Genomic DNA, 23,608 nt, shown 5'->3' on the forward strand with positions numbered 1-23,608 from the left:
CGACTTATAATGATAAACAATTGATATGAAGAAACTGTTCCTGAGCGCTGCCCTCCTGGCAGCATCTCTGGCATCCCAGGCCCAGCAGGGTCCGCTGTGGATGCGCTACCCGGCCATCTCGCCTGATGGCTCTACCATCGCCTTTGCCTACAAGGGCGACCTCTATTGCGTTCCTGCCCAGGGCGGCGAGGCACGCCAGTTGACTACCCATGCCGCTTATGACTCTCAGCCTATCTGGAGCCCCGACGGCAAGAAGATAGCCTTCACCTCTACCCGCGAAGGCAGCATGGATGTGTACGTCATCTCTGCCAAGGGCGGTGCGCCTACCCGACTCACCACCCACAGCGGCAAGGAAACTCCTATCGCCTTTAAGGACAACGACCACGTGCTCTTCGCTGCCGATATCATGCCTACAGCCCAGAGCATTCTGTTTGCATCCAAAGAGTTCTCGCAGGTTTACGAGGTAAGCACCCAGGGCGGTCGTCCTAAACTGTATTCCGTTCTGCCGATGGAAAACATCAGCATCAACAAGAACGGACAGGTGCTCTACCACGACAAGAAGGGTTACGAGGATGCATGGCGCAAGCACCACACCTCGCCTATCACCCGAGACATCTGGATGCTCGACAACGGTAAGTATCAGAAGCTCACCACCTTCAAGGGCGAAGACCGCAACCCGGTATGGGCAGCCGATAACCAGAGCTTCTATTATCTGAGCGAGCAGGATGGTTCCTTCAATGTATATCGCCGCAACATCGCCAGCGGAAAGGATACCCAGATAACCCACGAAAAGAAGAATCCTATCCGATTCCTCACCTCTTCTAACGATGGTCTGCTCTGCTATGGTTTCGATGGCGAAATCTATACCGTAAAGGAAGGCGGACAGCCTCAGAAGGTCAACATCTCCATCACCACCGACAATGAGGAGCCTAGCCTCATCCGCCAGGTGCAGTCGTGGGGAGCCACCGAGATAGCCCTTTCTCCTGATGCCAAGGAAGTAGCCTTCGTGATGCACGGCGATGTATATGTTACATCTACAGAATACAAGACCACCAAGCGCATCACCGATACTCCTCAGCAGGAGCGCAACCTGAGCTTTGCACCAGATGGCAGAAGTCTAGTCTATGCCTCTGAACGCAATGGTGTATGGCAGATTTTCCAGGCTAAGATCAAGAACGAGAAGGAAAAGAACTTTACTTACTGTACCGATATTGAAGAGGAGCAGCTTACCAAGACCAACATTACTTCGCAGTATCCAGCCTTTAGTCCGGATGGCAAGGAAGTGGCTTTCTATGAAGACCGTGCCGCCCTCCGCATCATCAATCTGAAGTCGAAGGAAGTGCGCACCGTGCTCGACGGCAAGTACAATTTCTCTTATGCCGATGGCGACATCTGGTTTGAATGGAGCCCAGACAGCAAGTGGATTATGTGCAGCTACATAGGCACCGGCGGCTGGAACAACACCGACATAGCCGTGGTGAAGGCCGATGGCAAGGAGGTGCATAACGTAACCAACAGCGGCTACAGCGACGGCAACGGAAAGTGGGTGCTCGGCGGAAAGGCAATGCTCTTTGAGAGCGACCGTGCCGGATATCGCAGTCACGGTTCATGGGGAGCAGAAAACGATGCCTATCTCATGTTCTTCGACCTCGATGCCTACGACCGCTTCCGCATGAGCAAGGAGGAACTGGAACTTGCCGAGGCTAATAAGGACCTGAAGGAGAAGAATGCCGATGAGAAGGAGGAGAAGAAGAAGGAAGAAAAGAAGAAGAAGGAGGAGAAGACTGGCAAGATAGAGGTGGATAAAGTAAAACCGCTGGAGCTAGACTTCGACAACTGCCGCGACCGCATCGTCCGTCTCACCGTCAACTCATCCAACATGGGTGACGCCATCCTCGACACCAAGGGCGAGAAGATATATTACCAGGCAGCCTTCGAAGGAGGCTACGACCTCTGGTGCCACAACCTGAAGGAAGGCAGCACCACCCTGATGATGAAGGGCATTGGTGGCGGCGGCTTCGTTGCCGACAAGGACATCAAGAACCTCTTCCTCTGCAACGGCAGCAGCATCAAGAAGATAGACCTGGGCAGCAGGGCTACCAAGAACATCGCCTTCGAGGCTCCGTTCAACTACAAGCCAGCCGAAGAGCGCCAGTATCTCTTTGACCATATATGGCGCCAGGTGGACGACAAGTTCTACGATCCTAACATGCAGGGCGTAGATTGGGCATACTATCGCAAGGTATATGAGAAGTTCTTACCTTATATTAATAACAACTTCGACTTTGCCGAGATGCTGAGCGAGATGCTGGGCGAGCTGAACGCCAGTCATACGGGTTGCCGCTACTATGGTGGCACGGCATCGCTTTCTACCGCTGCCCTCGGTGCCTTCTTCGACCCTAACTACGAGGGCGACGGTCTGAAGATTCAGGAAGTAATCAAGCGTGGTCCTTTCGCCGTGAAGAAGAATGAGGTTACCGCCGGCTGCATCATCGAGAAGATTGACGGCGAGGCCATCAAGGCGGGCGAGGATTACAACGCATTGCTCGATGGCAAGGCTGGCAAGAACGTGCGCCTCACCATCAGGAACACCAAGGGCAAGACATTCGACCTCACCATCAAGGCGATTTCGCAGGGCAACCAGCAGGAGCTGCTCTACAAGCGCTGGGTAGATAGAAACCGTGCCATCGTGGATAGCGTATCAAAAGGCAGAATAGCCTATGTTCACGTAAAGGCGATGAACAGCGAGAGCTTCCGCACCGTATATAGCGAACTCTTGAGCGACAAGAACCGTAACAAGGATGCCGTAATCGTGGATGAGCGTCACAATGGTGGCGGCTGGCTGCACGACGACCTCTGCACCCTGCTCAATGGCAAGCAGTATCAGGAGTTTGTGCCTCACGGCAAGGTGGTGGGCAAGGACCCATTCAACAAGTGGACCAAGCCTTCCTGCGTATTGATTTGCGAGGACGACTACAGCAACGGTCATGGTTTCCCATGGGTATATAAGGAGTTGGGCATCGGCAAGCTGATTGGTACACCGGTGGCTGGAACAATGACTGCCGTATGGTGGGAGACACTGATGGACCGCAGCCTGGTATTCGGTATTCCTCAGGTAGGTTGCCGCGACATGCGTGGCACCTTCGGCGAGAACACCACCCTTTATCCACATGTAGAGGTGTATAACTCTCCTGAGGATTACATCACCGGTCATGACACCCAGCTCATCAGAGCCGTGGAGGAAATGATGAAGAAGTAAGGGAAGGATAAGTTCAATATTCCCCAGCCTGCATTGAAAAGTGGGCTGGGGATTTTTTATATATAAGCCCTTTATAATGCAGAAAATACTTTTTTTTATTCACACACCTATTTTTCTCTAAAATAATTTGGCTGTTTACATATTTATTATTACTTTTGCCATGCAAATGCGTACTTTTAAGTGCGAAGAATATGAAGTAAACTAAAAGATTATGAACAATCTTTCAAAATCTAAATACATCACTTTCTGCCAATGTCCAAAGGCATTGTGGCTAAAGATGTATAAACCTGAAGAAATTGAGATAGATCCATTGACGCAAGCCCGTTTTGATGCCGGTACGGAAGTGGGAAATCTTGCCAAAAGTTTATTTGGCGAATATACGGAAGCGACAGTCTGCAAGATGACAGCCGACGGGAATCAACGCCCCGACCTTCAGGCTATGATTGCCGCAACCCAAAAGCTGATTGCTGATGGGGCAGACAACATTGCTGAGGCTGCCTTTATATACGACGGGTGTTACTGTGCCGTGGATTTGCTGCACAAGACACCCCAAGGCTATGCCATATATGAGGTGAAAAGCAGCACCGACCTGAAGGAGCTGGAAGTGTATGCACAGGATGTGGCATATCAGAAATATGTGCTCACCAACTGCGGGCTTACCATAACGGGCACTTATCTTGTAAACATCGATAACGAATATGTACTTGACGGCAAACTCGACGTAAAGGGATTCTTCCGCATAAACGATATCAGCGAGGCGGTTGCCAACGAATATATCAAGGTGCCAGCCCTGGTAAAGGCTGCGAAGAAGGTGCTCGAAGGTGGAGAACCCAAGCAGGATTTGGCAGAATACTGCAAAAAGCCATACGCCTGTTCGTTCTGGAACTATTGCAGTCGCAATGTCATACCTTCGCCATCAGTCTTCAACCTGTACCGCATGTCTTTCAAGAAGGCATTGGAACACATGAACGAAGGCCGTCTGTCGTTGGAAGATATGAGACAGGAGAAGCTTACCGACCTACAGCAGTTGCAGTTGGAATGCACATTAGGTAATACTTCCTATATCAACAGGAAGGCTATCGGTGAGTTCCTGAAGAAGCTCTCCTATCCGCTTTATTTCCTCGATTTCGAGACCGAGCAGACCGTGATACCGAAGTATCAAGGCACGCATCCATACCAGCAGGTCACATTTCAGTATTCGCTTCATTACATAGAGCATGAAAGAGGCGAATTGAAGCATCGTGAGTTTCTCGGCATATCGGGCGAAGACCCTCGCCGTGCTCTAGCCGAGCAACTCTGTAAGGACATCCCGCTCAACGTCTGCACCACAGCCTACAACAAGGCTTTCGAGTGTACCCGTCTGAAGGAACTGGCAGAGGCATTCCCCGACCTGGCATCGCATCTTCTCAACATCGAATCCCACATTGTGGATCTTCTCGACCCGTTCCGTGCCGGCTATTACTATATGCCTGCCATGAACGGTTCGTTCTCCATCAAGAAGGTGCTCCCGGCATTGTTCCCCGATGATCCTGAGCTCGACTACCACAACCTCAGTGGTGGTGTTCAGAATGGCGGCGAGGCAATGAGCATTTATCCTCAGATACAGTTTATGGAGCCGGAAAAGCAAAAGAAGGCTCGCCGAGCACTGCTAGACTACTGCTGCCTCGACACGCTGGCCATGGTGAAGCTGTGGGAGAAGCTGAGGGAAGTGAGTGAAGAATAATTCTTTTAAAAAAATAATATTAACATTTTAATGATATTGAATTATGGCAAAAAAAGCTAGTCAATTTATCTTTAGAAAGGATTATGAAAAATGGTTGCTCAAACAGGGCGTAAAGTCTGTTGGAGCTTATTGTCCACAAGATAAATATAAATGCAATGGCAAAGACTATTTGTATTTAGATCTTATTGGTGTTTTCGCAAAAGAAAATGAACGCTTGTATGTGAATGCACTTTTTGAAGAGTGGAAAGCTGAGATTGATAAGAAAAACTATCTTAAGACTACTCTTAACCGCTTGTCTTATCTTCAGAAATATAGACAGTTCGTTGAAACCATTGTCTATGGTAAAAAAAGATTAAGCAAAGAAGATAATGAGATATTTAATGAAATTCTAAATGCCCTACCTTCTGTACGCGATTCAATTAACAAATCACAGAATCCAAAAGTAGATGGTATGGATTCATTAATAGAGTTTATTAAAGAAGAGAAGTTTGTAAAGTTGGCAATAGAATCATCTTACTTTTTTTCGCCAGAACTTGTGAAAAAAAGAGTTGATGAGATTGCAAATTACATTTGTAAGGAAGAAGAGGTAGATCCTGCTTTTGACAAAAATGATATTAATATCAAATATCTTCCTGCACGATACTCTTCGAAAGAAAAAGAAGATGCGGATGATGGAGTACATGAGCCTGTTGTAGAAGAAGGCAAAGTCTATTTCAAGCTTAAAAACGCAGCACAACGTCTCTGTGTTATCTATCAAGAAGGAGCAAGGGGTAAGAATACAAAATGTGGCGTAAACACTTGTGGAGGTGGCAATGGCAATGCCAGAGTGTGTCAATTGATTAATGATCGTACAGGGTATGCCCTTGGAGCAACATCTGATAAAAAGCACTTCAGAAACTTTATCATTTCACACATTTGGGGGCATGCTATTGATCCACGTTACTTTACAAATCTGTGGAATATCGTTATAGTTCCAGCATGGGCTAATCACTTGTTGGACAAAGATGAAGAAGGTACTTTGGCTTCCACATTCAAAGCTACAATACAGAAAATCATTACTGAGCTATATGATTTTAATAATATTGACTGGGCGTCTATACAAATGACATCTCCTTCTTACAACAATGAGGAAGTCATTAGCGGTAGATATCAGATAAATATTATTGATCACAAGTCTGTCGATGCGCCTTTGGGCAAAATTTGGAAAAAGCCAGTCTCTATATAATCATCTTTCCTGATTTTCCGACAACATATTCCGGTTCTTCCGAATAAAGAAACTTGGTGCAAAGGCAAAAAAGCATTACCTTTGCACCCAGTTTTATTCATTTAAGCAAAATAGAGTTATGACAATATAAGTAAAGAATACGAATACTACAGAAGATATGCAAGTTCAAAACTTACAATTCTGTTATTGTTCAACCCAAAAAAATACAATAAATATGGATACAAGATTAACAAAAGAAGAGCAGGCAATGATCAAGGAAGCCAAAGGCAACAAGGTTTCCGGACCAATCTACAGCGAGGACGGACTTCGCTTGTTGAAAGTACTTGGCAATCCAGAGTACCTTGAAGTGAAAGACGGTGTGAAGGCTATCTGCGATGAAGCATGCCAAGGACTTGACAATCTTCATGATGTGGTATTGCCAGCATCAGTTATAGACTTGGGCACAAGAGCTTTCGCAAGCTGCATAAAGCTCTTCAAGATAACTATGCCTGGAATAGAATTCATCGGAACAGAGTGTTTCGCTCATTGTGAAAATCTGAAGGAAATTGCCTTGCCAGAAACTTTGGGTAAGATTTGGAAAGGTGCCTTTGCTAGCTGCAAAGCTTTGGAACAGATAAATATTCCAAGTCACCTGAAGATTATCGACAAGTCTGCGTTCAGAAGTTCCGGACTGAAAAGTCTCAACATCGTGATAAGCGAAGACTGCAAGTGCTGGATTTATGACAGAGCCTTTGCTTATTGCAAACATCTGGAGTCTGTATATCTAAACAAGAATGTAAAGATTCAGGAGCGTATGGCGTTTGCCGGCTGCACTTCACTAACGACGATTGAGTTTGAGAATCCGTCATTGACATGCTGTGCTGGTGAAATAAACGCAACGATGCTTATCGGCTGTATATCTCTCGAAAAGATTATCGTGCCAAAGAACAAGTACAACCATTACCCGGACTTCAACATCCAAGGCGATGAGTCTGCTCAGTTCGAGACTCGCGACTTCAATAGTCTTATAACTCCGAAAGAATAGACAGAGACTCTCGTTGGCACTATCTTTGAATAAGATAGGCTGCACTCGGCCATCTGAGAACAAGTTCTCATGGCGCTCGTTGGCACTATCTTTGAATAAGACATGATTGCAACTAAGATTACAACTAAAAGTTGATTTTTTGTTGATTTTCTATGGCATAATTTTTTTATTTCAGAAAAATAGGGTAAATTTCGCGCGACAACATTTTAAAACATAAAGAAATATGGTGAACAAAAACGAAACAACAAACAGAGAAAAGAAGCCTATCATTAATAACGATGAGGCTTTGCGTCTTATCGACCTCATCCAGCAGGGCGACTCCAATGCGGAGAACGAGTTGGCAGAACTCGGTTCTGTCTTTATCAAGGCTGTGGCAAAGCAGTATGTGGGCAAGGGACTCTCTGACGAAGAACTCATTGCAGCCAGTCGTTACGGAATGTTACGTGCCAGCCATAAGTTCGACAAGTCTCGTGGCTTTACCTTTGCAGCTTATGCCGTGTGGTGGATGCGCCAGGCCATTCTGCAAGAGATTCACAAAAAAGAGAATAACAATTAAATACAAAGGATATGACATCACGAAAAAATGTTGGCGATATACGCCATCTGGTTGTATTAAGAGTTATGATAGAGGTTTGTGACACCGGATTGACTGATGATCAATACGGAGACCTGTTAGAATATCTCAAACATGATGAAGTACTTTGGTCTGACGAAAACAAAAACGACTTCTATAACGTAGCCACGAAGTTGGCTAAAAAATGGATTGAAAATTATAAATAGAGCACTTATGAAAATATATCTAAGAGTACATAAGGACCAAGGAAGCCATGTAGTCCACCTTTGGAGCAAGCACATAAAGGAACAGATTATAGAAACTGTGAACTTTGCATGCGACGACCATGACGGCTGCATTGGCGAACCTGCCCTCTTCCCCACATTCTGGCAGCAAGAGATTCATTCACGCCGCCTCTATGTTGGGAACCCCAAAAAGTGTAAATACTGGCTCAATTCTCCCATGTATGCACTCAGCTTTGTATGGGAGAAAGCCGATTTTGCCTTTGAGGACGACTATTATTGGCAGTGCGACCATGCAGGACTGCCGTATGCCTTCACGTGTCAGCCAAGAATAGACGACAGCTATACCGATGATGTCTATATCGGCTCATACGTGAAAGGCCAGACAGAGCCGCTTACTCTTCCAGGACTTCTCTTTGATCCTGAATATGAAGAGGATGGAGAAGTATTGGCTGACAATATGTTTGTTGAACTCAAAAAGAACAGAGGATGAACTCGCATTGATTACCGACGTTCTGAACGGCGGCGAAGCGCAGAACATCTTTCCTGATTTTCCGGCATCACATTCCGGTTCTTCCTAATAAAGAAACTTGGTGCAAAGGCAAAAAAGCATTACCTTTGCACCCAGTTTTATTCACTTAAGCAAAATAGAGTTATGACAATACTTGATAAAATTGCAGAATACATTGCAGGCAATCCCAAGCGACCTTTGCTTATCTGGTTTCACTCAAACAGCGAAATCGATGAGGCAAGACGCAGCATTGCGAGTCTTCCCGGATGTGCAACATGTGGAGACAACGTTTACGAAAAGGACGGCGCTGTTATCGAAAAGAAAAAGATCTCAGATAGTGAAGGTATCAGATTTTTCCTGTTCCATCGCTACTTTGAGCAGCTGAAGGCTCCATTTCTGAAATATGCTATCGACTTGATGAACAAGACAGGACTTCCGATTGTATATCTTGCCAACGACTATTCAAAGGAAGAAGAGCCGCAACTCAATGTCGCAGCATTTGATGAATGGGACTATAAGTAGAAACAATTGTTTTTTATCTGTATAAATACAATGGAGAAATATCATATAGGTCAGGAAATTCTGAAGGAAGTAAAGGCTAAGTTTCCTTCGGTGGCAGTCTTTGCCAAAGAACTGTGCAAATCCAGCTCTGCCACATACGAGATATTCGGCAAGACGAGTCTCGATACCGACTTACTGCTGAAAGTATCGAAGCTGTTGGACAGAGATTTCTTCCGCGAGTTCTCGGAGAAATGTCTGAACGGAGAAGTAGCAGTAGTAGATAAACAGACAGCAGAGAACTGCATCTCGCAGCTCTTGCCAGAAGATAAACTACATACAGTATCACCACCCCAAACAAAGGATGTGGTGGAAGAATATCTTCTGATACCTCGCAAAAAGCCGCTCGTAATATTCTATAGTGGGGCACGCAGTCGCAACCTACCCCGTTTTGTATGCAAAAAGGGTGAGGAAATATATGGCGAAGGCATGGTGAGAATAATAAAGCTCGAACCAGCAGAGCTGATGCATTTTGAACTTGGCGTGATGTCGCTCGCCAAAATGCCGCAGAAGGTGGTCGTGATAAAATGCACTATGGCAAGAGACTATAACTCCCATGTGCTCATTGCCGAAAGACTGGCGGAGGAGTCGGGAAAGCACGTCGTGCTGCTATGCCTTGACCCTATCCATATTCCTACGCTACCCAATGGAAAAGTAGTGCTGAAGTCACTTGCCGTATCAACCTTCAAATCTTGGAACAAACGTGCCCACATATTCATAGCCGATGATGCGGAAAAGCGTTTCGCTTACCTCATCGAACTGTACCAAGCCATTAAAGGCAAGGGATATATGGACAGAATATACGACAGCATAGGGGGCAACGAGAATTGGGCAGACAGCTTGAAAGACTTGCTGGCTGAAGCAAAGCTGAATCTCACTACTTTCGAAGACATTATGTTGGAAGAAAGCAGCGATAAGGACAATCGTCAGGTGGAATATCATCAGGTGAGCACCATTCAGCCTACTGTTAACGACTTGAATCGTCTAGAAGGGATTTCACATATCCGCACCCATCTGCGCTACCGCATGATTAAGGAGACTGGCAAAATATTCGAGTATGAGCCGATGAGTTTCGACCAAATGGAGGGATGCGAGAAGCTATAAAGTATCGAAATTATATCACAAACAATAATAGACAAAGGCAATGAAAATATACATGAAAGTAAAGAAGGATATAGCATATAATGCACCATATCCTTGGAACAAGTACATTAAGGAGCAAGTTCGTGAAACTGTGTCTAAAGCAAGCAGTTTTATGTTTGACGAAAAGTTTTATCCCATGTTTTACCAAGAGGATACACACTGCCACTTCATAACAGCTGCCAATGGTGAACGACACTTTCTGGATTTCTTTCTCAAATACGAACTTTGCTTTGTATGGGAATATGACGATTACGATAACGAAGATGACTACTTCGAGGTCGCAAGTGCAGCAGATGTATATTTAGATGAAGAAGACAATGTTAAGCCTTCTAAGGAATACGTCTATCTTGGCTCATACAAAGATGGACAAAGTGAGCCTCTTACTCTTCCAGGACTTGTATTAGACCCAAAGAAACATGGTGAAATCTTAGCTGACTGCATGTTTACGGATGAATTCTCTGATAGACAACTGAGACGAGTCTTTGAGGCAAAACTATAAGCTGCATGAGAGGAATATTTCATTTTTGGGCCATTGCCCTACTGGCATTGTTTACATGCTCTTCATACCAGAACAAGTCACAGAACGTAAGTCTCGATAAGTCAACAGATAAATCTGACTCTATCGAGATTTATCACACTATCGTCTCTGATGACAGTCTCGTAACAGCCATCTGGCATGACACCGGCGAAGGTGGAACAGCACCCGACATTGACTGTGTGATAAAATTCGAATCAGAAGATGGCGAGCAGCATGAAGAGCATCGTCCTCTGCTGCGTCTCGCCCACCCCAAGGACGACTACAGCCACCATGAGGTACGAAAGATAGTAAGTATCGACGATGAATACGGCAGTCGCTCATACATATTCTTCCTATCTGCCAAGGTAGGAAGTAATGAGTATGCCCATGATATCGTTGCTTTCAAAATAAGTGGTGACAGTTTGAGACATTTGTATAACTATAAAATCGATTGACAAGACATGGAATCAGATTTAGCTATCTTTGCATCCCAAATGCATAATATAAAAGTACGCTACCACATTGTGGGAAAACAAGAAGAGTTGCAAGAGATACATAACCTCTATCAGACTTTCAAACAGAAAGAACGCCCTGCTATGGAAGAAGACGAGGATGCTGATTGGGAAGGGAACATCATTTTAGCTCTTGGTGTTGACTATGGAACCAGCAATCTATGTGGCTATATCAAGAAATGTAAGCTTTCAGAAAACTTTCTCTATATAGAAGCGGATGAACTCGCATTGATTACCGACTTCCACATTCTTCTCAAAAATCGTTTCAAAGATTTGGAAATCTATTTCGCCACAGAAGACTCAGAAAACGAAATGTATGTAACTAATGATGCTGAAGGCAAGTATTTTCCAGACCTACCAGAGGAGCATTTCATAGCGCCATTAGATTATTGAGACGAAGTTTCATTAAGTTATTAACAAGAGACTATAAAATATACTATTGATTGATGTATGGGACCAAAAACATTTCTGGCAGCATTGATGTGTCTAATCATCGTTGCGCTCATGTGCTCACCCTTTTATCTCGTATGGTATGGTTTTACGACGGGTGGTCCAGTAATATTCCGAATAGTTTGCACCGTGACAGGTCTTATCCTATTGCGATTGTTCAAGCCGATTTCCAACCTTACGGGTAAGGACTACAAGTTTTTTTGAATACATTTATAACGCTTGCAGGCTGTGGGATTTCCAACAAAACCAATAGCCAAAAAATGAGGGTGTGCCATAAACCTATGACACACCCTCTCGTATATTTACAGGCTTGGCATCTGAATCTCAGGAATCACCAGATCAGCCTCATCTTCTATCTTGTTGCTAAAGAACATACAATAATATATAGGCATATAAGTGATTCCGTTTTCTGTATAAACCTTCTGCTCATTGCTCAGCACCACAGCCTCATGAATATGATATTCCGGGGTATCCAGGAACTTATCAAGTGCACTATGCACTGTATAATCCTTACCCGACTTGATTTCCACAGGCAAGACTGTCAGGTTTCTGTAATCATCTATCAGATAATCCACCTCACCTTTCTGCTTGTTATCATAATAATGAAGCACATAACCATGGGCATGAAATTCCTGAGCTATGACCGACTCATATACAGCACCTAGATTCACACTCCGTTCATCCCTCAACACGGCATTGATATTCGTACCATAAAGTATACTGGTCAATAACCCCACATCATTCATATAGAGCTTCAGCAAATTCTTGCTCTCCGACTCTATCAATGGAAAACTAGGATTGCTGATAGCCTGCACCGACAAAGCTACCCCGGAATTCGTAAGATACTCAAATTCCTCAGCATAATCGCTAAACTGCTTATGCGCCTTCAAGCCTTCGATGTTCTTTACGATGATACGCTTTTTCTTATTTTCCATGTTCGATGGAATCATATCATATATCTTTCTGATAACAAGTTTGCGCTCATCATCATACTGCGATGCATCTATCTTATAAAGCGCATGAATATCCCGCTGAATACTTCGCACTTGAGCCATATTTCTATTTTCAAGAAATTTATTGACGGCATCAGGCATTCCTCCCACGAGCAGATAAATCTTAAACTGCTGGAGCATATAGTTATGCATCGACTCATTCAAGGCTTTCCTATCCAGAAAACTCTGCCGCATGCTCTCTATCGCCTCCTTTCCACACCCCATCGCCCACAAGAATTCCTCGAAATCAAGAGGATACATCTGTTGGACAGCGATACTGCCGATGGGCACAGAAGGGGTTTGCGACAAGGCGACACCCAGTTGGGAGCCACTAGCCACATATCGGTATTTACCATCCTCATTGAGAAACTTAAGCATGGTCATCAGGTGAGGATAACTCTGTATTTCATCAAGAAAAACCAGGGTGTCATCCTTACTTCCGAGATTGTTACCTGCCATAGCACCCAACTGCAAGTAAAAGTCTTCCTTGCTCCTTACTGTTTTAAAGATGCCATCTCCCTCTTGGTCTGCCTTGAGATTTATCTCAACAAAATGCTTGAAAAGTTTCTTTCCCACATATCTTATCAGATACGATTTTCCTATCTGCCTTGCACCATTGACAAGCAGAATCTTCAGAGGTTCGTGAAGGAGAAATTTCTCCAAATTTTCTGCAAATTTACGTTCTAACATAAGCCTTTCATTTAATCCGGTACAAATATACTCATTTTCAATTAATTACACAAGCTTTTAGGACTTTTTCTTTCATTTTAGGCTCAAAAAGAGGAATTATTCCGTTAAAATAGGGGGTAAAAAGAGGAATTATTCCGTCGAAACAGGGGATAAAAACAGGAATTATTCCGTTAGAATAGGTATCAAAAAGAGGAATTATTCCGAAAATTGTCTTATACATGAAAAGAGCGTGATCGCCAAACAAGGCAATCACGCTCTTTCGCTAATAACATTATAATATTCCGAGGGATGAAAGAAAAAACTTAGCAAACTTTCTTCTTGCGCTCACAATAGCGTTCGCATTGGGCACAGATGTCATATCCCAGCATGGCACCCAGAATGAAATCCTCTTCCGGCGTAAGCTGGCACAGTGGTTTGGTAACAATCATGCGGATAGCATCCAGACATTCCTTCTTACCAAAGAAGAGATTCAACCGATCGTTGCCAACCGGCTGGATGATGTAATCAATGTTCTGACGCTCTAATCTTGTTATGGCAAAAGACTCATATTTCTTGTTGAAGGTGTAGAGCACCAGGCGGCGCACGCCCTTCTTATATTCATATATATGATTCATCAGAACCTTCAAATCTACTGGTGTTGCGATTTCCTGCTGCATACTATCCGAATTTATTGTATTTAAATCAAGAATCAGAGAATTCCATCATTCTCCAATTCTTGAAAAATATTTTTTTTAATTATAACGCTGGCTTGATGGCCTCAAGCCAGGCATCGATGCGCTCCTCGGTCTTGTCGTCCTCATTCACCTCGTCGAGTGCGAGTCCCAGGAACTTGTCGTCCTCAATTGCCTCACTGTCATCATAGGAATAACCATCTGTAGAAACACCAGGCAATACGGTAGCACCAGCCTCAACAGCAGCATCATAGAGTTCCTTCATGCCGCCGCAGAATGTATCAGGGTAAGACTCGCTGTCGCCACAACCAAACAAGGCCACGGTCTTGCCAGCCAAGCCGACACTCTTCAGCGTCTTCACGCCATCATACCAGTCATCCTGCATCTCGCCGGCACCCCATGTAGAAGTACCGAGAAGAAGATTCTCATGACTTGCGACAGTAGCATCATCGATGTTAGCTACATCTACAGCTTCCACGCCCAACTTAGAGGCGATGGTTTCGGCAATCGACTGGCATGAGCCAGTGGAAGAGCCATAAATTACGATAGTTGTTTTCATTTGTCCTTAATCTCTTTTAGTTACATTTTTATTTCCGGGTGCAAAGTTACATCCTTTTTCCGGAATCTGCAATACCTAAAAATGATGGTTTCCTAGAAATACCTAGATATGGGGATAGGAGAAAAGTTTTAGGATGGTTTATCCTAAAACTTCCGGAATTCGAGGAGTTTTAGGACGATTTATCCTAAAACTTTCTTAAATTTTATACTTTTAGGATGATTTATCCTAAAAAAATAGTATCTTCGCAGCAAATATATAATCAAAGAACAATGAAATGATATGAAACGAATAGAAAGAACGGAATATCTCAATAAGCTGATTGCTTTCAAAGACAAGTCTCTTATCAAAGTGATAACCGGCATTCGCCGTTGCGGAAAATCCACCATTATGGAGATTTATCGTGACTGGCTTAAGAAGCAAGGTGTCCATGACGACCAAATCATCTATCTCAATTTCGAGGATTACGACTTCTATGAGCTTCGCAATCCACATAACTTATATGCTTATATCAAGCCATTGGTTCATCAAGACAAGATGACTTATATCTTCTTTGATGAGATACAACATGTGGAAGATTTCCCAGACATCATCAACAGTCTCAACCTGAAGCCAACAGTAGATCTCTATATTACGGGGTCGAATGCATATATGCTGTCAAGCGAAATCGCCACATTATTATCCGGAAGATATGTGGAAATCGCCATGCTTCCCCTTTCATTCAGAGAGTATGTAGAAGGCATCGGCGGAACCGACAATCTTCCAAAAGCCTATACAGACTACATCACAAGGAGCAGTTTTCCATATACCCTTGAACTGGATACTCCCGCTGAAATCGGCGACTACCTGAATGGTGTATATAACACCATTGTGGTAAAGGATATCATGAGCAGGAAGAAATTACCCGACGTCATGATGCTGGAAAGTGTTATCCGTTTTACAGCAGACAACATCGGCAACATCCTATCCACCAAGCGTATAGCCGACATCATGACTGCCGACGGAAGGAAAATAGACCAGAAAACCGTGGAACGATATCTGACTGCACTCTGCGAAACCTTCTTCGTATATGAAACCAAAAGATACAACATCAAGGGTAAGCAGTTGCTCAAGACACTGGGTAAATATTATCTTGTGGATATCGGTTTGAGAAGAATGCTCCTAGGTTCCCGCTCATTCGATGCCGGCCGCATCCTGGAGAACATCGTTTATCTGGAACTACTCCATCGCCAGCAGAAAGTATATATCGGAAAGATGGATAATCTGGAAGTAGATTTTGTAGCAATTGATGAAAACGATATCACGTATTACCAGGTAGCAGCCACCGTTAGAGATGAGGCTACCTTAAAACGTGAATTGGCGTCTCTTCAGCAAATCAATGACCAATATCCTAAGTATATCCTTACACTCGATGAAGACCCTACTGCCGATTACAACGGTATCAAGAGAATCAATGCCCTAAGATGGCTGATGGGAGAAATAGAGTTGAACCAAAAGAAGGTTTGGAAGTGACCTCATAGAGGTCACTTCTTCGTTCTGTTGGGTGCTTCAGCCTATTTTAAGTTGAACGTAAATTTATTCTTATAGTCTCGATTCACACAGACCGTAGCCTTGCGCTGAGAAAGATTATACACCACCGACCACTGGGTATGGCTCGTAGGATTGCCCGGAGTTTCTGCCTGACTCACGCCATTGAGCAGATTCATGGCTCCTTCCTCAGACAACTGATTGTTGTTCTGCTTGATGACGAATTCCATCATGTCATAGCGGGTCTTGCCGTGGTTCGAGAGCTTCGGACCTTTATCAGAACATGCCATGGTTTCAGATACATAGAAGTTGCTGGCATAGCGCTTTTCTATCACCTCGCGGGTGTTTGGTAAAATGTCAGGATATTTAAAATAAGTCTTGCCATCCTCACCCGTATATTCATCGTCTATATAAATTTTGCTCTGATGCTCCTTGTCATACACGAATTCTACGATGGCATAACGGCCCGTGGCATCTGCCATGTAGAAATGATAGTTGCCGTCGTTATCCGGTATCCAGAGGTCATATCCGTCCAGAATCTTGAGAGCTTCATCCACAGTTCTGGCATGATCCAACATCATGCGCAAGGCAACGGTTGTAGTCAATTTCTTTCCCGTACTAGCCTGCTGGGTCGGTTTACCGTCGAGATGGAGCACGGAAACGGCAAAGCCAGCCTCGTTCATACCGTCCATCAGGAGATATGGGAATGCCATGATATAGGATAGGTCTTGCGTCTTATTCTTCTCAAACTCAGCCTTATTATATAGGATGTAATGCCAGAGATCCTGTCGGTAACCTATCCAGTAGGCATCCACCATACTGATGGATTTCAGTCCGCCTTCGGGTGCCGTGCGAACCAGGGCAGCTGCTATCGGTTCGTTATCATGGGAGTAATCAAAGTTGCGCCCCATCAGATAATCGCCCGTATCGGGTGTCGTCACGGCAAAGGCACTGCAGCCTGCATCCAGCTTGACACTTGCCTTGAGCCAGGATGGCGTCTTGTCGCAGAGGGTTTTCAATACGGCACCAATCAGATGGGTGTTGTCGGTGAGATTGAATCCTGATATGGTAGGGAGTTTGTAATCCTCCGTATAGTCAAGATAGAAGAATCTTCCGTCTTTCAAGTCCTGGATAGACCTTACCATCTCCAGTTTCTTGGCATCGGTCAGCAAACTGGCCGGTACGTCCTGATAGTGAGCCTGGTTGTATACTTCTTCAGGGTCATCATCGCTGCACGAAGACACCATAACCATGAAGAAGGTAAAGCAGAAAGTTAAGCATGCAAACATTAGCCACTGAATGCGCTTGCTGTTGAAAGTATTGTTTCTTTTCATAATTAGTGATATTTAAAAGATGAATGATTCATTTTATTTTTCGATGCAAAAGTAATGGAAAATAAGGTTCGATATGGGAAAAAATACCCTGAAAAATACTGATTTTTTAGGAAAACGGGAAAAAATAACCTCAAAAGCCGTCAAAATCCCGGTTTTTTATTATCTTTGCACGGTAATGCTAAGCAAAGCTAAGCAATGCAAAGCAAAGCAATTCATCTATCAATAATGAATATATCCCTACGGAGTATGAAAGAAAAGAACTCAATAAGAACCAAGTTACGCAGGTTGGGATTCTCCTTGCTGAAGAGGGAATCCAATTACCTCGATCGCCAGCGCCAATGGCTTCTGGTATGTTTTGCCGTGATGCTTTCTCTAGGCATCCTGTCTAATATCCTGGGGGTGTCGGGAGCCTTCGATCCATTTTTTACAGCATCCAACATCGTCTTTCTGGTAGTTGTGGTGTCCTCGTTCGCTGCCTATCTCTTGGGTAAGATAGGGGTGGTGAAAGGGATAACCTTCCTTGCAGTAGCAACCCAGGTTTTCATAGGCATGGATATTCTGTATAGTGCCTTCGTGCCTACCTTGAAAGATAATACGATGGTAATTCTCATCAACATGCTCATTCTTGCCGGCAACATGTTTTTCTCGCTGGCAGCTTATCAGGCTCGTCTTACCCGCTGGCTGGTAGGCATAGCCTTGGGAGTTTACCTAGTCTGTGTGATAGTTACGGGCAATGAATCACTGCGTAATTATTTCTTTATGATGCTGTTGATACTGCTGTTTATCAGTGTGCTGAGTCTGGGCATTGCCCGAAATGGCGAGTATCTGGTAAATGCCAATAAAATATTGCAGCGAGAAGAGGAGGAACTGCTCCAGGTGTTGAGAATCAACAAGAAGCAGATTAAGGCATACGTGGCATTGGCCAAGGAGCGGCATGATGTGAAGCAGACCGAGCATTTGCTGGATTTGCTGGGTGAGGCATCGCAGAAGAATGTGATAGATAATGTATTGCAGTATATTCAGACCCGGGAATTGAGCAAGCAGAATCTGGAGCGTGTTTTTCCGGAATTGAGTTCATCTGAGAGGGAAATCTGTTATCTCATCCTGCAGAATAAGAAGTTGAGTGAAATCGGTATCCTGCTCAATAAGACAGAATCCAATATCACCACCCAGCGTGGCAATATCCGAAAGAAGCTGGGGATGAATCCTTCTGATAATCTGCAGAAGGTATTGGAAAAGAGGATAAGGGAATGAAAAATTTTGCAGCAATAGATTTCGAAACGGCCAACCAGCAGCGTACAAGCGTCTGCTCGGTGGGCATTGTGATAGTGAGGGATGGCGAGATAGCAGACAGCTACTACAGCCTCATCAAGCCCGAACCGGAATATTACTCTTATTGGAACACCCGGGTTCACGGTCTGACCCTGGAAGACACGATGAATGCAGATGTCTTCCCGAAAGTCTGGGCAGAGATAGCGCCCAAGATAGAGGGGCTGCCCCTGGTAGCCCACAACGCCCCCTTCGACGAAGGCTGCCTCAAGGCAGTATTCCAGATGTACCGGATGGAATATCCCGGCTACGAATTCCACTGCACCTGCCGTGCTTCCCGAAGAAAGCTGGGTTCTCTCCTACCCAACCATCAGCTCCAGACCGTAGCCGCCTATTGTGGTTACGATCTCACCATGCACCACAACGCCTTGGCAGATGCCGAAGCCTGTGCCTGGATAGCAAGAGAGCTGCTATAAATAACAGTCTATATCTTGCCGATAAAGTATAAAAAAGCATAATTTCGGCAGAATATAATATACTATATTTTGCTGCAATCTTCAACAATCCGGAAGATAGCAAAAAGGTAGTACGTTTATTGGCAACCCGCCATTCCGGTTTCACACGTGAAGAAATCAGCCAAGCCACAGGTCTCCCTCTGGGAGGAGGTTTGTCTAACACCCTTGCAGCTTTGGCTGAAAGTGATTTCATCACAAGCTATTCGCCATACGGGATGCCCAAAAGTACAACATACTATAAACTGATAGACAACTTCTGTCTCTTTTGGCAGAAATACGTAGAACCCCATGGAAAGGAAACCGGTTTTGTAAGCGACAACATGACTTCTGATGTATTAAAAGCATGGCATGGAGTAGCCTTCGAAGAAGTTTGCTGGCAACATTTCCAGCAAATCAAGCAGGCTCTTGGAGTTGCTGGCGTAAAAACCTCGATCTCTGCATGGAACGTGAAAGGAACAGAGGAGAAAGAAGGCACCCAAATTGACCTGCTGATCATCAGAAACGACAATGTAGTAAACTTATGCGAGATGAAATTTGCCAGCACTCCTTATACCATCAGCAAGGAAGAGGAACAGCGCTTGCGCCATCGCATAGAATGCCTAAAAGCAACGCTTTCTCCCAAGCAGTCCATTCATCTCACGATGATTACAACCTATGGGGTGGCGTATGGCAAGCATAGCGGAATAGTTCAAAAGGAAGTTAAAATGGAGGATTTGTTTAAATAAAACAGACGCAGAGTCCTGCTAACGGCAAAACTTACATTCCCCAGTTTTTGGGGAATGTTTCCACATACTTTCCTCATTTTCCACACCATCTACTTTTGGTACACGAAATGTAAACATCTGATAATCAACGCATATCATTTTTACCCTTCTTTTTGGCACGCAGATTGTGACTATGAATAGCGGGTTCGACAATGAATCCACAAAGAAAGTAAGAAAGTAAGTAACATTAAATAGTAACAATTTTAAAAATATACGATTATGAAGAAGTTTATGTTTGCAGCTATCGCAGCTATGGTTATGGTTTCAGTAAGCAACGTTTTTGCATCAAGCAGAATGGTAGGTAACGCAGAGATAGCACCAGTTGATACCGTGGCTCCAGATGCTCCTTCAGATACAACAGAAATTGGCACTCCTATCCAGCCACAGGCTACCACTGAGGATTCTACTCAGCAGGAGACACCAGCCGAAACTACTACAGATACTCCTGTAGCAACAGAAGAGAACACCCAGGCAGAGCAGCCAGCTACTGTTCAGGAGACTCCACAGGAGAATTCCCAGGAGGAGACAACTCAGCAGCAGGAGTCTGCAGAGACAGAGCAGCAGACAAATGCTGAATAAGAACTCACAAGAGAGTTCTGTAGAGTTATAGAGTTCTATTTTCAGACGACATATTAAGAATAATAGGGAAAGCATAGAGTCCTGCTGGCAGTGATGCCAGCAGGATTCTGCGTTATTATCACCCATTGATAAATATCACTTCATCAACCGCTCTATCCATTCATTGAACAAAGGGCATTTCTCACGAATCTTCTCCAAACCAATGTCCATAGCAACACAAATGCCAACAACTACCTTATTGTAATCAGGAATAGCAGCTATCAATCGTTTGGACGGAGCAGTCTCAGGACTATTGTTGATAAGCTCTGGCGATTGGAAAGCCTCAGCCGTAGCCTGCAACTCTGCATAATCAAACTCACTCTCCTCAAAGCTATTCAAGAATGCACTCACATCACTGAACAACAACCCCTCAAACTCATGAAGTTGTATGTATGGTATGAAGCGAAAGCGATATTGCTCAGGAATATCCTTCGCCATTCTGTCTATCAAGAAATGAATACGCTCCGTCTTATCCACTATCTCCTTAGAATCTTCCCAACCAGGAAACCCGAACTGGTCTTTGATGCCATAGTAATCCACCAACATGCTGACATAGACATCACCTTCTTGGAGATGATTCAAGATTTGCTTTTTGATGGTGGTCCAAGGAACTATACCACCATGCGAGTGCTTGATGACAGGGGCTTCCACATAAATATTATGCTTAGCAAACTCCACTCCAAGCACTTCTGTACAAAACTCTTGTTCCGTAGGACCTTCACACACTATGATTAGTCGTTTCATCGTGGCTGACCTCCTTTCATAATATTTTGTTTCCACAAATCACCAAGTGTATAATCCTCAAGCCAATGTGCCAACTCTTCGCTATTCAGGCGATTGATGGTTGTACCATCTTCGTTCTGATTAACAGTCAAGACATCCTCTGGTTCAAAGCTACTAATCAGTTCAGCACTCTGAGTAGCAACGATAACTTGCGTACCCTTTTGTGCCGCCATCTTAATCAAACCCGAAAGCTTTTCGATAGCTACAGGATGCAAACCAAGCTCCGGCTCATCAATGATGATAACTCGTGGTAACCATGGCTGCATAAAGAGCACGGTCAAGGCAATAAAGCGAATGGTTCCATCCGACAAGTCGGTCGGTCCGTAAATCATAGAACTATACTTATCCTGCCATTGCAAGCGCACCATATCGGCTTCGGTTGGTTGGAAATAGAAGTCCGAGAAATAGGGAGCCACACTCTGAATGACACGGATGATACGACGATAAGCCATCGGCTTCTCTCGCTGAATACGATAGAGGATAGCCGCCAAATTTTCACCATGCTCATACATACGATAAGCATCGTTCACGATATGGCTATCAGCCGTAAATGGAGAACGGCGACCAGTATCGTGGAAGTGAAACTTGCGTATTTGGGAGATATAGTTAGATAAATCTTCCTCCTTATGGTCTTTTAAACTCGACTCGCTTTGATACTCCGTTATAACACTTTTCTGCAATAAATCTAAAGGACAAACATCATCATAACAACGAACAACTTCTCTTTCTACGATGAGTTTACCATCAGATTCCAATAACACCAAGTCATATTCACTCTTAGCTATTAGCAAGCTCACAGCTATACGATCGGTAACTTTTCTGCCTTGATAGAGTAATTTATCTACTCCACCAACTTGAGCGACATACGCCCCTAATCTCTTCTCATAAATGTTACCTAACATTTCGAAAAGAGACAAGAAGTTACTCTTACCAGCTCCATTGGCACCTATCAAGAGATTGATAGGATGCAGTTGAACTGATATCTTTTTAAAAGACTTATATCCAAATATTCTTATCGAGTCCATATTATAGTTTCATTCAAATATAAAAGCAAAGGTACACTTTTTAAGTGTATTTACCAAATTATTTATTCAAAACTTTTGTTTTACTAGCAAAATCAAGCAAATTTTTCTATCACTAATTAAAAAAGTAACTACTCAGTCATCTTTATGCTTGATAAGTAGCCCTTTAGTAAAATCCAGGCAATTCCTCATTTTGAGCTATTACTCACCCTAAATGCGCTGTTCTTAAGGGAAGCGGGGTGAATATGTTGCAACAAAGGGACCTTAGATTCCCAAACTTTTTGCGGAATGTTTCCACACACTTTCCTCATTTTCCCCACCAAACTCTTTTGGTACATAAAACATAAACGCCTGATAATCAATACATATCATTTTCACGATTCTTTTTGGCACGCAGATTGTGACTATGAATAGCGGGTTCGATAATGAATCCACAAAGAAAGAAAGTAAGTAACATTAAATAGTAACAATTTTAAAAATATACGATTATGAAGAAGTTTATGTTTGCAGCTATCGCAGCTATGGTAATGGTTTCAGTAAGCAACGTTTTTGCATCAAGCAGAATGGCAGGTAACGCAGAGGTAGTACCAGTTGACACCGTGGCTCCAGATGCTCCTTCAGATACAACAGAAGTTGGCACTCCTATCCAGCCACAGGCTACCACTGAGGATTCTATCCAGCAGGAGAATACTCAGGAGGAGACAACTCAGCAGCAGGAGGCTACTGAGACAGAGCAGCAGGCAAATGCTGAATAAGAAATCACAAGAGAGTTCTGTAGAGTTCAATAGAGTTCTATTTTCAGACGACATATTAAGAATAATAGGGAAAGCGTAGAATCCTGCTGGCAGTGATGCCAGCAGGATTCTACGCTTTTTGATACAGAAGCATACACATGGATTTCTAAAGAGCAAGCCAAAAGTTTAAATCTATTAAACATTCCCGTTTTTTGTCATTAATGACACTTTTCGGGAATGACTATGATTATAAAAAGAGATTATCATTAAAATCATAACATGACAATAATGACTTTTAAGATGTCAATGGTGCAGTACAGAAACCGATACAGCGCCATCTTATCAGACCATTGAGTAGAGATCCTGCACTTTGTTATGGAGCATAGAAGCATAGAGAAGACCATCTTTACATTCTT

General features: G+C 43.8%; 24 protein-coding genes. 18 read left to right on the top strand and 6 right to left on the bottom strand.

The window, feature by feature from the left end; translation table 11 throughout:
- Positions 1–25 precede the first annotated feature (25 nt).
- From V8Z93_RS00085 to V8Z93_RS00140, 12 genes are all read left to right on the top strand, one after another.
- Positions 26–3,259: a S41 family peptidase gene (locus V8Z93_RS00085; protein ID WP_439431998.1), complete on the top strand. Its 3,234-nt coding sequence runs from the start codon at positions 26–28 to the stop codon at positions 3,257–3,259.
- Between the two features lie 211 nt (positions 3,260–3,470).
- A complete protein-coding gene (locus V8Z93_RS00090) occupies positions 3,471–4,982 on the top strand; it encodes a DUF2779 domain-containing protein (RefSeq protein WP_439431999.1) in 1,512 nt (503 codons plus the stop codon).
- A 43-nt stretch (positions 4,983–5,025) separates the two neighbouring features.
- Positions 5,026–6,207, top strand: coding sequence for a hypothetical protein (locus V8Z93_RS00095; RefSeq protein ID WP_203051531.1), 1,182 nt, complete (start codon positions 5,026–5,028; stop codon positions 6,205–6,207).
- Between the two features lie 214 nt (positions 6,208–6,421).
- Positions 6,422–7,231 (top strand): leucine-rich repeat domain-containing protein, encoded by an 810-nt coding sequence (locus V8Z93_RS00100; RefSeq protein WP_203051530.1) that lies wholly within the window; start codon positions 6,422–6,424, stop codon positions 7,229–7,231.
- Between the two features lie 223 nt (positions 7,232–7,454).
- Entirely contained in the window at positions 7,455–7,787 is a 333-nt protein-coding gene (locus V8Z93_RS00105) for a sigma factor (RefSeq protein WP_203051529.1), read from the top strand.
- Positions 7,788–7,798: 11 nt separating this feature from the next.
- Complete coding sequence (locus V8Z93_RS00110) at positions 7,799–8,011, top strand: hypothetical protein (RefSeq protein ID WP_203051528.1); 213 nt, start codon at positions 7,799–7,801, stop codon at positions 8,009–8,011.
- A gap of 97 nt (positions 8,012–8,108) precedes the next feature.
- Positions 8,109–8,519 (top strand): hypothetical protein, encoded by a 411-nt coding sequence (locus V8Z93_RS00115; protein ID WP_439432000.1) that lies wholly within the window; start codon positions 8,109–8,111, stop codon positions 8,517–8,519.
- A 162-nt stretch (positions 8,520–8,681) separates the two neighbouring features.
- On the top strand, positions 8,682–9,059 hold the full coding sequence (locus V8Z93_RS00120) for a hypothetical protein (RefSeq protein ID WP_203051526.1): 378 nt from the start codon (positions 8,682–8,684) through the stop codon (positions 9,057–9,059).
- 30 nt (positions 9,060–9,089) lie between these two features.
- Entirely contained in the window at positions 9,090–10,199 is a 1,110-nt protein-coding gene (locus V8Z93_RS00125; protein ID WP_203051525.1) for a hypothetical protein, read from the top strand.
- 40 nt (positions 10,200–10,239) lie between these two features.
- On the top strand, positions 10,240–10,737 hold the full coding sequence (locus V8Z93_RS00130; RefSeq protein ID WP_203051524.1) for a hypothetical protein: 498 nt from the start codon (positions 10,240–10,242) through the stop codon (positions 10,735–10,737).
- A gap of 5 nt (positions 10,738–10,742) precedes the next feature.
- Positions 10,743–11,210 (top strand): hypothetical protein, encoded by a 468-nt coding sequence (locus V8Z93_RS00135; RefSeq protein ID WP_439432001.1) that lies wholly within the window; start codon positions 10,743–10,745, stop codon positions 11,208–11,210.
- Positions 11,211–11,216: 6 nt separating this feature from the next.
- On the top strand, positions 11,217–11,660 hold the full coding sequence (locus V8Z93_RS00140) for a hypothetical protein (protein ID WP_203051522.1): 444 nt from the start codon (positions 11,217–11,219) through the stop codon (positions 11,658–11,660).
- Between the two features lie 359 nt (positions 11,661–12,019).
- On the opposite strand, the gene V8Z93_RS00145 is transcribed toward V8Z93_RS00140, so the two are convergent.
- The 3 genes from V8Z93_RS00145 to fldA all read right to left on the bottom strand — a co-directional run bounded on the left by V8Z93_RS00145 (position 12,020) and on the right by fldA (position 14,629).
- Positions 12,020–13,399 (bottom strand): ATP-binding protein, encoded by a 1,380-nt coding sequence (locus V8Z93_RS00145; protein ID WP_203051521.1) that lies wholly within the window; start codon positions 13,397–13,399, stop codon positions 12,020–12,022.
- A gap of 302 nt (positions 13,400–13,701) precedes the next feature.
- Positions 13,702–14,055, bottom strand: a complete 354-nt coding sequence (locus tag V8Z93_RS00150) for a DUF2023 family protein (protein ID WP_153122062.1) — start codon at positions 14,053–14,055, stop codon at positions 13,702–13,704.
- Between the two features lie 79 nt (positions 14,056–14,134).
- Positions 14,135–14,629 (bottom strand): flavodoxin FldA, encoded by a 495-nt coding sequence (gene fldA / locus V8Z93_RS00155; RefSeq protein WP_439432002.1) that lies wholly within the window; start codon positions 14,627–14,629, stop codon positions 14,135–14,137.
- Between the two features lie 279 nt (positions 14,630–14,908).
- Here fldA and V8Z93_RS00160 point away from each other — a divergent pair, with 279 nt between their 5' ends.
- Positions 14,909–16,138 carry an ATP-binding protein gene (locus V8Z93_RS00160; RefSeq protein WP_439432003.1) on the top strand — a complete coding sequence of 410 codons (1,230 nt, stop codon included), beginning with the start codon at positions 14,909–14,911 and terminating at the stop codon, positions 16,136–16,138.
- 41 nt (positions 16,139–16,179) lie between these two features.
- Here the strand turns inward: V8Z93_RS00160 and V8Z93_RS00165 are convergent, their stop codons facing one another.
- Entirely contained in the window at positions 16,180–17,487 is a 1,308-nt protein-coding gene (locus V8Z93_RS00165; RefSeq protein ID WP_203041765.1) for a carcinine hydrolase/isopenicillin-N N-acyltransferase family protein, read from the bottom strand.
- Positions 17,488–17,733: 246 nt separating this feature from the next.
- On the opposite strand from V8Z93_RS00165, the gene V8Z93_RS00170 reads away from it, so the two are divergent.
- The 4 genes from V8Z93_RS00170 (at position 17,734) to V8Z93_RS00185 (ending at position 20,614) form a co-directional block, all read left to right on the top strand.
- The gene (locus tag V8Z93_RS00170; RefSeq protein WP_439432004.1) at positions 17,734–18,741 is read left to right on the top strand and encodes a helix-turn-helix transcriptional regulator; all 1,008 of its coding nucleotides are present in this window, start codon (positions 17,734–17,736) and stop codon (positions 18,739–18,741) included.
- On the top strand, positions 18,738–19,232 hold the full coding sequence (locus V8Z93_RS00175; RefSeq protein WP_439432005.1) for a 3'-5' exonuclease: 495 nt from the start codon (positions 18,738–18,740) through the stop codon (positions 19,230–19,232). Before V8Z93_RS00170 ends, V8Z93_RS00175 begins: the two co-directional genes overlap by 4 nt.
- A gap of 119 nt (positions 19,233–19,351) precedes the next feature.
- Complete coding sequence (locus tag V8Z93_RS00180; protein ID WP_439432006.1) at positions 19,352–19,996, top strand: hypothetical protein; 645 nt, start codon at positions 19,352–19,354, stop codon at positions 19,994–19,996.
- Between the two features lie 258 nt (positions 19,997–20,254).
- On the top strand, positions 20,255–20,614 hold the full coding sequence (locus V8Z93_RS00185) for a hypothetical protein (RefSeq protein ID WP_439432007.1): 360 nt from the start codon (positions 20,255–20,257) through the stop codon (positions 20,612–20,614).
- A 135-nt stretch (positions 20,615–20,749) separates the two neighbouring features.
- On the opposite strand, the gene V8Z93_RS00190 is transcribed toward V8Z93_RS00185, so the two are convergent.
- Together V8Z93_RS00190 and V8Z93_RS00195 are read right to left on the bottom strand one after the other, a co-directional pair.
- A complete protein-coding gene (locus V8Z93_RS00190) occupies positions 20,750–21,397 on the bottom strand; it encodes a DUF4276 family protein (protein WP_439432008.1) in 648 nt (215 codons plus the stop codon).
- Complete coding sequence (locus V8Z93_RS00195) at positions 21,394–22,461, bottom strand: AAA family ATPase (protein ID WP_439432009.1); 1,068 nt, start codon at positions 22,459–22,461, stop codon at positions 21,394–21,396. Before V8Z93_RS00195 ends, V8Z93_RS00190 begins: the two co-directional genes overlap by 4 nt.
- A gap of 485 nt (positions 22,462–22,946) precedes the next feature.
- On the opposite strand from V8Z93_RS00195, the gene V8Z93_RS00200 reads away from it, so the two are divergent.
- A complete protein-coding gene (locus V8Z93_RS00200) occupies positions 22,947–23,213 on the top strand; it encodes a hypothetical protein (protein WP_439432010.1) in 267 nt (88 codons plus the stop codon).
- Positions 23,214–23,608 lie beyond the last annotated feature (395 nt).

Source organism: Segatella copri (assembly GCF_051861805.1).
GTDB classification, from domain to species: Bacteria; Bacteroidota; Bacteroidia; order Bacteroidales; family Bacteroidaceae; genus Prevotella; species Prevotella copri_M.

Coding starts and splice junctions, on each gene's coding strand:
- V8Z93_RS00085 (WP_439431998.1), top strand. CDS start 26: ATGAAGAAACTGTTCCTGAGCGCTGCCCTCCTGGCAGCATCTCTGGCA.
- V8Z93_RS00090 (WP_439431999.1), top strand. CDS start 3,471: ATGAACAATCTTTCAAAATCTAAATACATCACTTTCTGCCAATGTCCA.
- V8Z93_RS00095 (WP_203051531.1), top strand. CDS start 5,026: ATGGCAAAAAAAGCTAGTCAATTTATCTTTAGAAAGGATTATGAAAAA.
- V8Z93_RS00100 (WP_203051530.1), top strand. CDS start 6,422: ATGGATACAAGATTAACAAAAGAAGAGCAGGCAATGATCAAGGAAGCC.
- V8Z93_RS00105 (WP_203051529.1), top strand. CDS start 7,455: ATGGTGAACAAAAACGAAACAACAAACAGAGAAAAGAAGCCTATCATT.
- V8Z93_RS00110 (WP_203051528.1), top strand. CDS start 7,799: ATGACATCACGAAAAAATGTTGGCGATATACGCCATCTGGTTGTATTA.
- V8Z93_RS00120 (WP_203051526.1), top strand. CDS start 8,682: ATGACAATACTTGATAAAATTGCAGAATACATTGCAGGCAATCCCAAG.
- V8Z93_RS00125 (WP_203051525.1), top strand. CDS start 9,090: ATGGAGAAATATCATATAGGTCAGGAAATTCTGAAGGAAGTAAAGGCT.
- V8Z93_RS00130 (WP_203051524.1), top strand. CDS start 10,240: ATGAAAATATACATGAAAGTAAAGAAGGATATAGCATATAATGCACCA.
- V8Z93_RS00135 (WP_439432001.1), top strand. CDS start 10,743: ATGAGAGGAATATTTCATTTTTGGGCCATTGCCCTACTGGCATTGTTT.
- V8Z93_RS00140 (WP_203051522.1), top strand. CDS start 11,217: ATGGAATCAGATTTAGCTATCTTTGCATCCCAAATGCATAATATAAAA.
- V8Z93_RS00145 (WP_203051521.1), bottom strand. CDS start 13,399: ATGTTAGAACGTAAATTTGCAGAAAATTTGGAGAAATTTCTCCTTCAC.
- V8Z93_RS00150 (WP_153122062.1), bottom strand. CDS start 14,055: ATGCAGCAGGAAATCGCAACACCAGTAGATTTGAAGGTTCTGATGAAT.
- fldA (WP_439432002.1), bottom strand. CDS start 14,629: ATGAAAACAACTATCGTAATTTATGGCTCTTCCACTGGCTCATGCCAG.
- V8Z93_RS00160 (WP_439432003.1), top strand. CDS start 14,909: ATGAAACGAATAGAAAGAACGGAATATCTCAATAAGCTGATTGCTTTC.
- V8Z93_RS00165 (WP_203041765.1), bottom strand. CDS start 17,487: ATGAAAAGAAACAATACTTTCAACAGCAAGCGCATTCAGTGGCTAATG.
- V8Z93_RS00170 (WP_439432004.1), top strand. CDS start 17,734: ATGAAAGAAAAGAACTCAATAAGAACCAAGTTACGCAGGTTGGGATTC.
- V8Z93_RS00175 (WP_439432005.1), top strand. CDS start 18,738: ATGAAAAATTTTGCAGCAATAGATTTCGAAACGGCCAACCAGCAGCGT.
- V8Z93_RS00185 (WP_439432007.1), top strand. CDS start 20,255: ATGAAGAAGTTTATGTTTGCAGCTATCGCAGCTATGGTTATGGTTTCA.
- V8Z93_RS00190 (WP_439432008.1), bottom strand. CDS start 21,397: ATGAAACGACTAATCATAGTGTGTGAAGGTCCTACGGAACAAGAGTTT.
- V8Z93_RS00195 (WP_439432009.1), bottom strand. CDS start 22,461: ATGGACTCGATAAGAATATTTGGATATAAGTCTTTTAAAAAGATATCA.
- V8Z93_RS00200 (WP_439432010.1), top strand. CDS start 22,947: ATGAAGAAGTTTATGTTTGCAGCTATCGCAGCTATGGTAATGGTTTCA.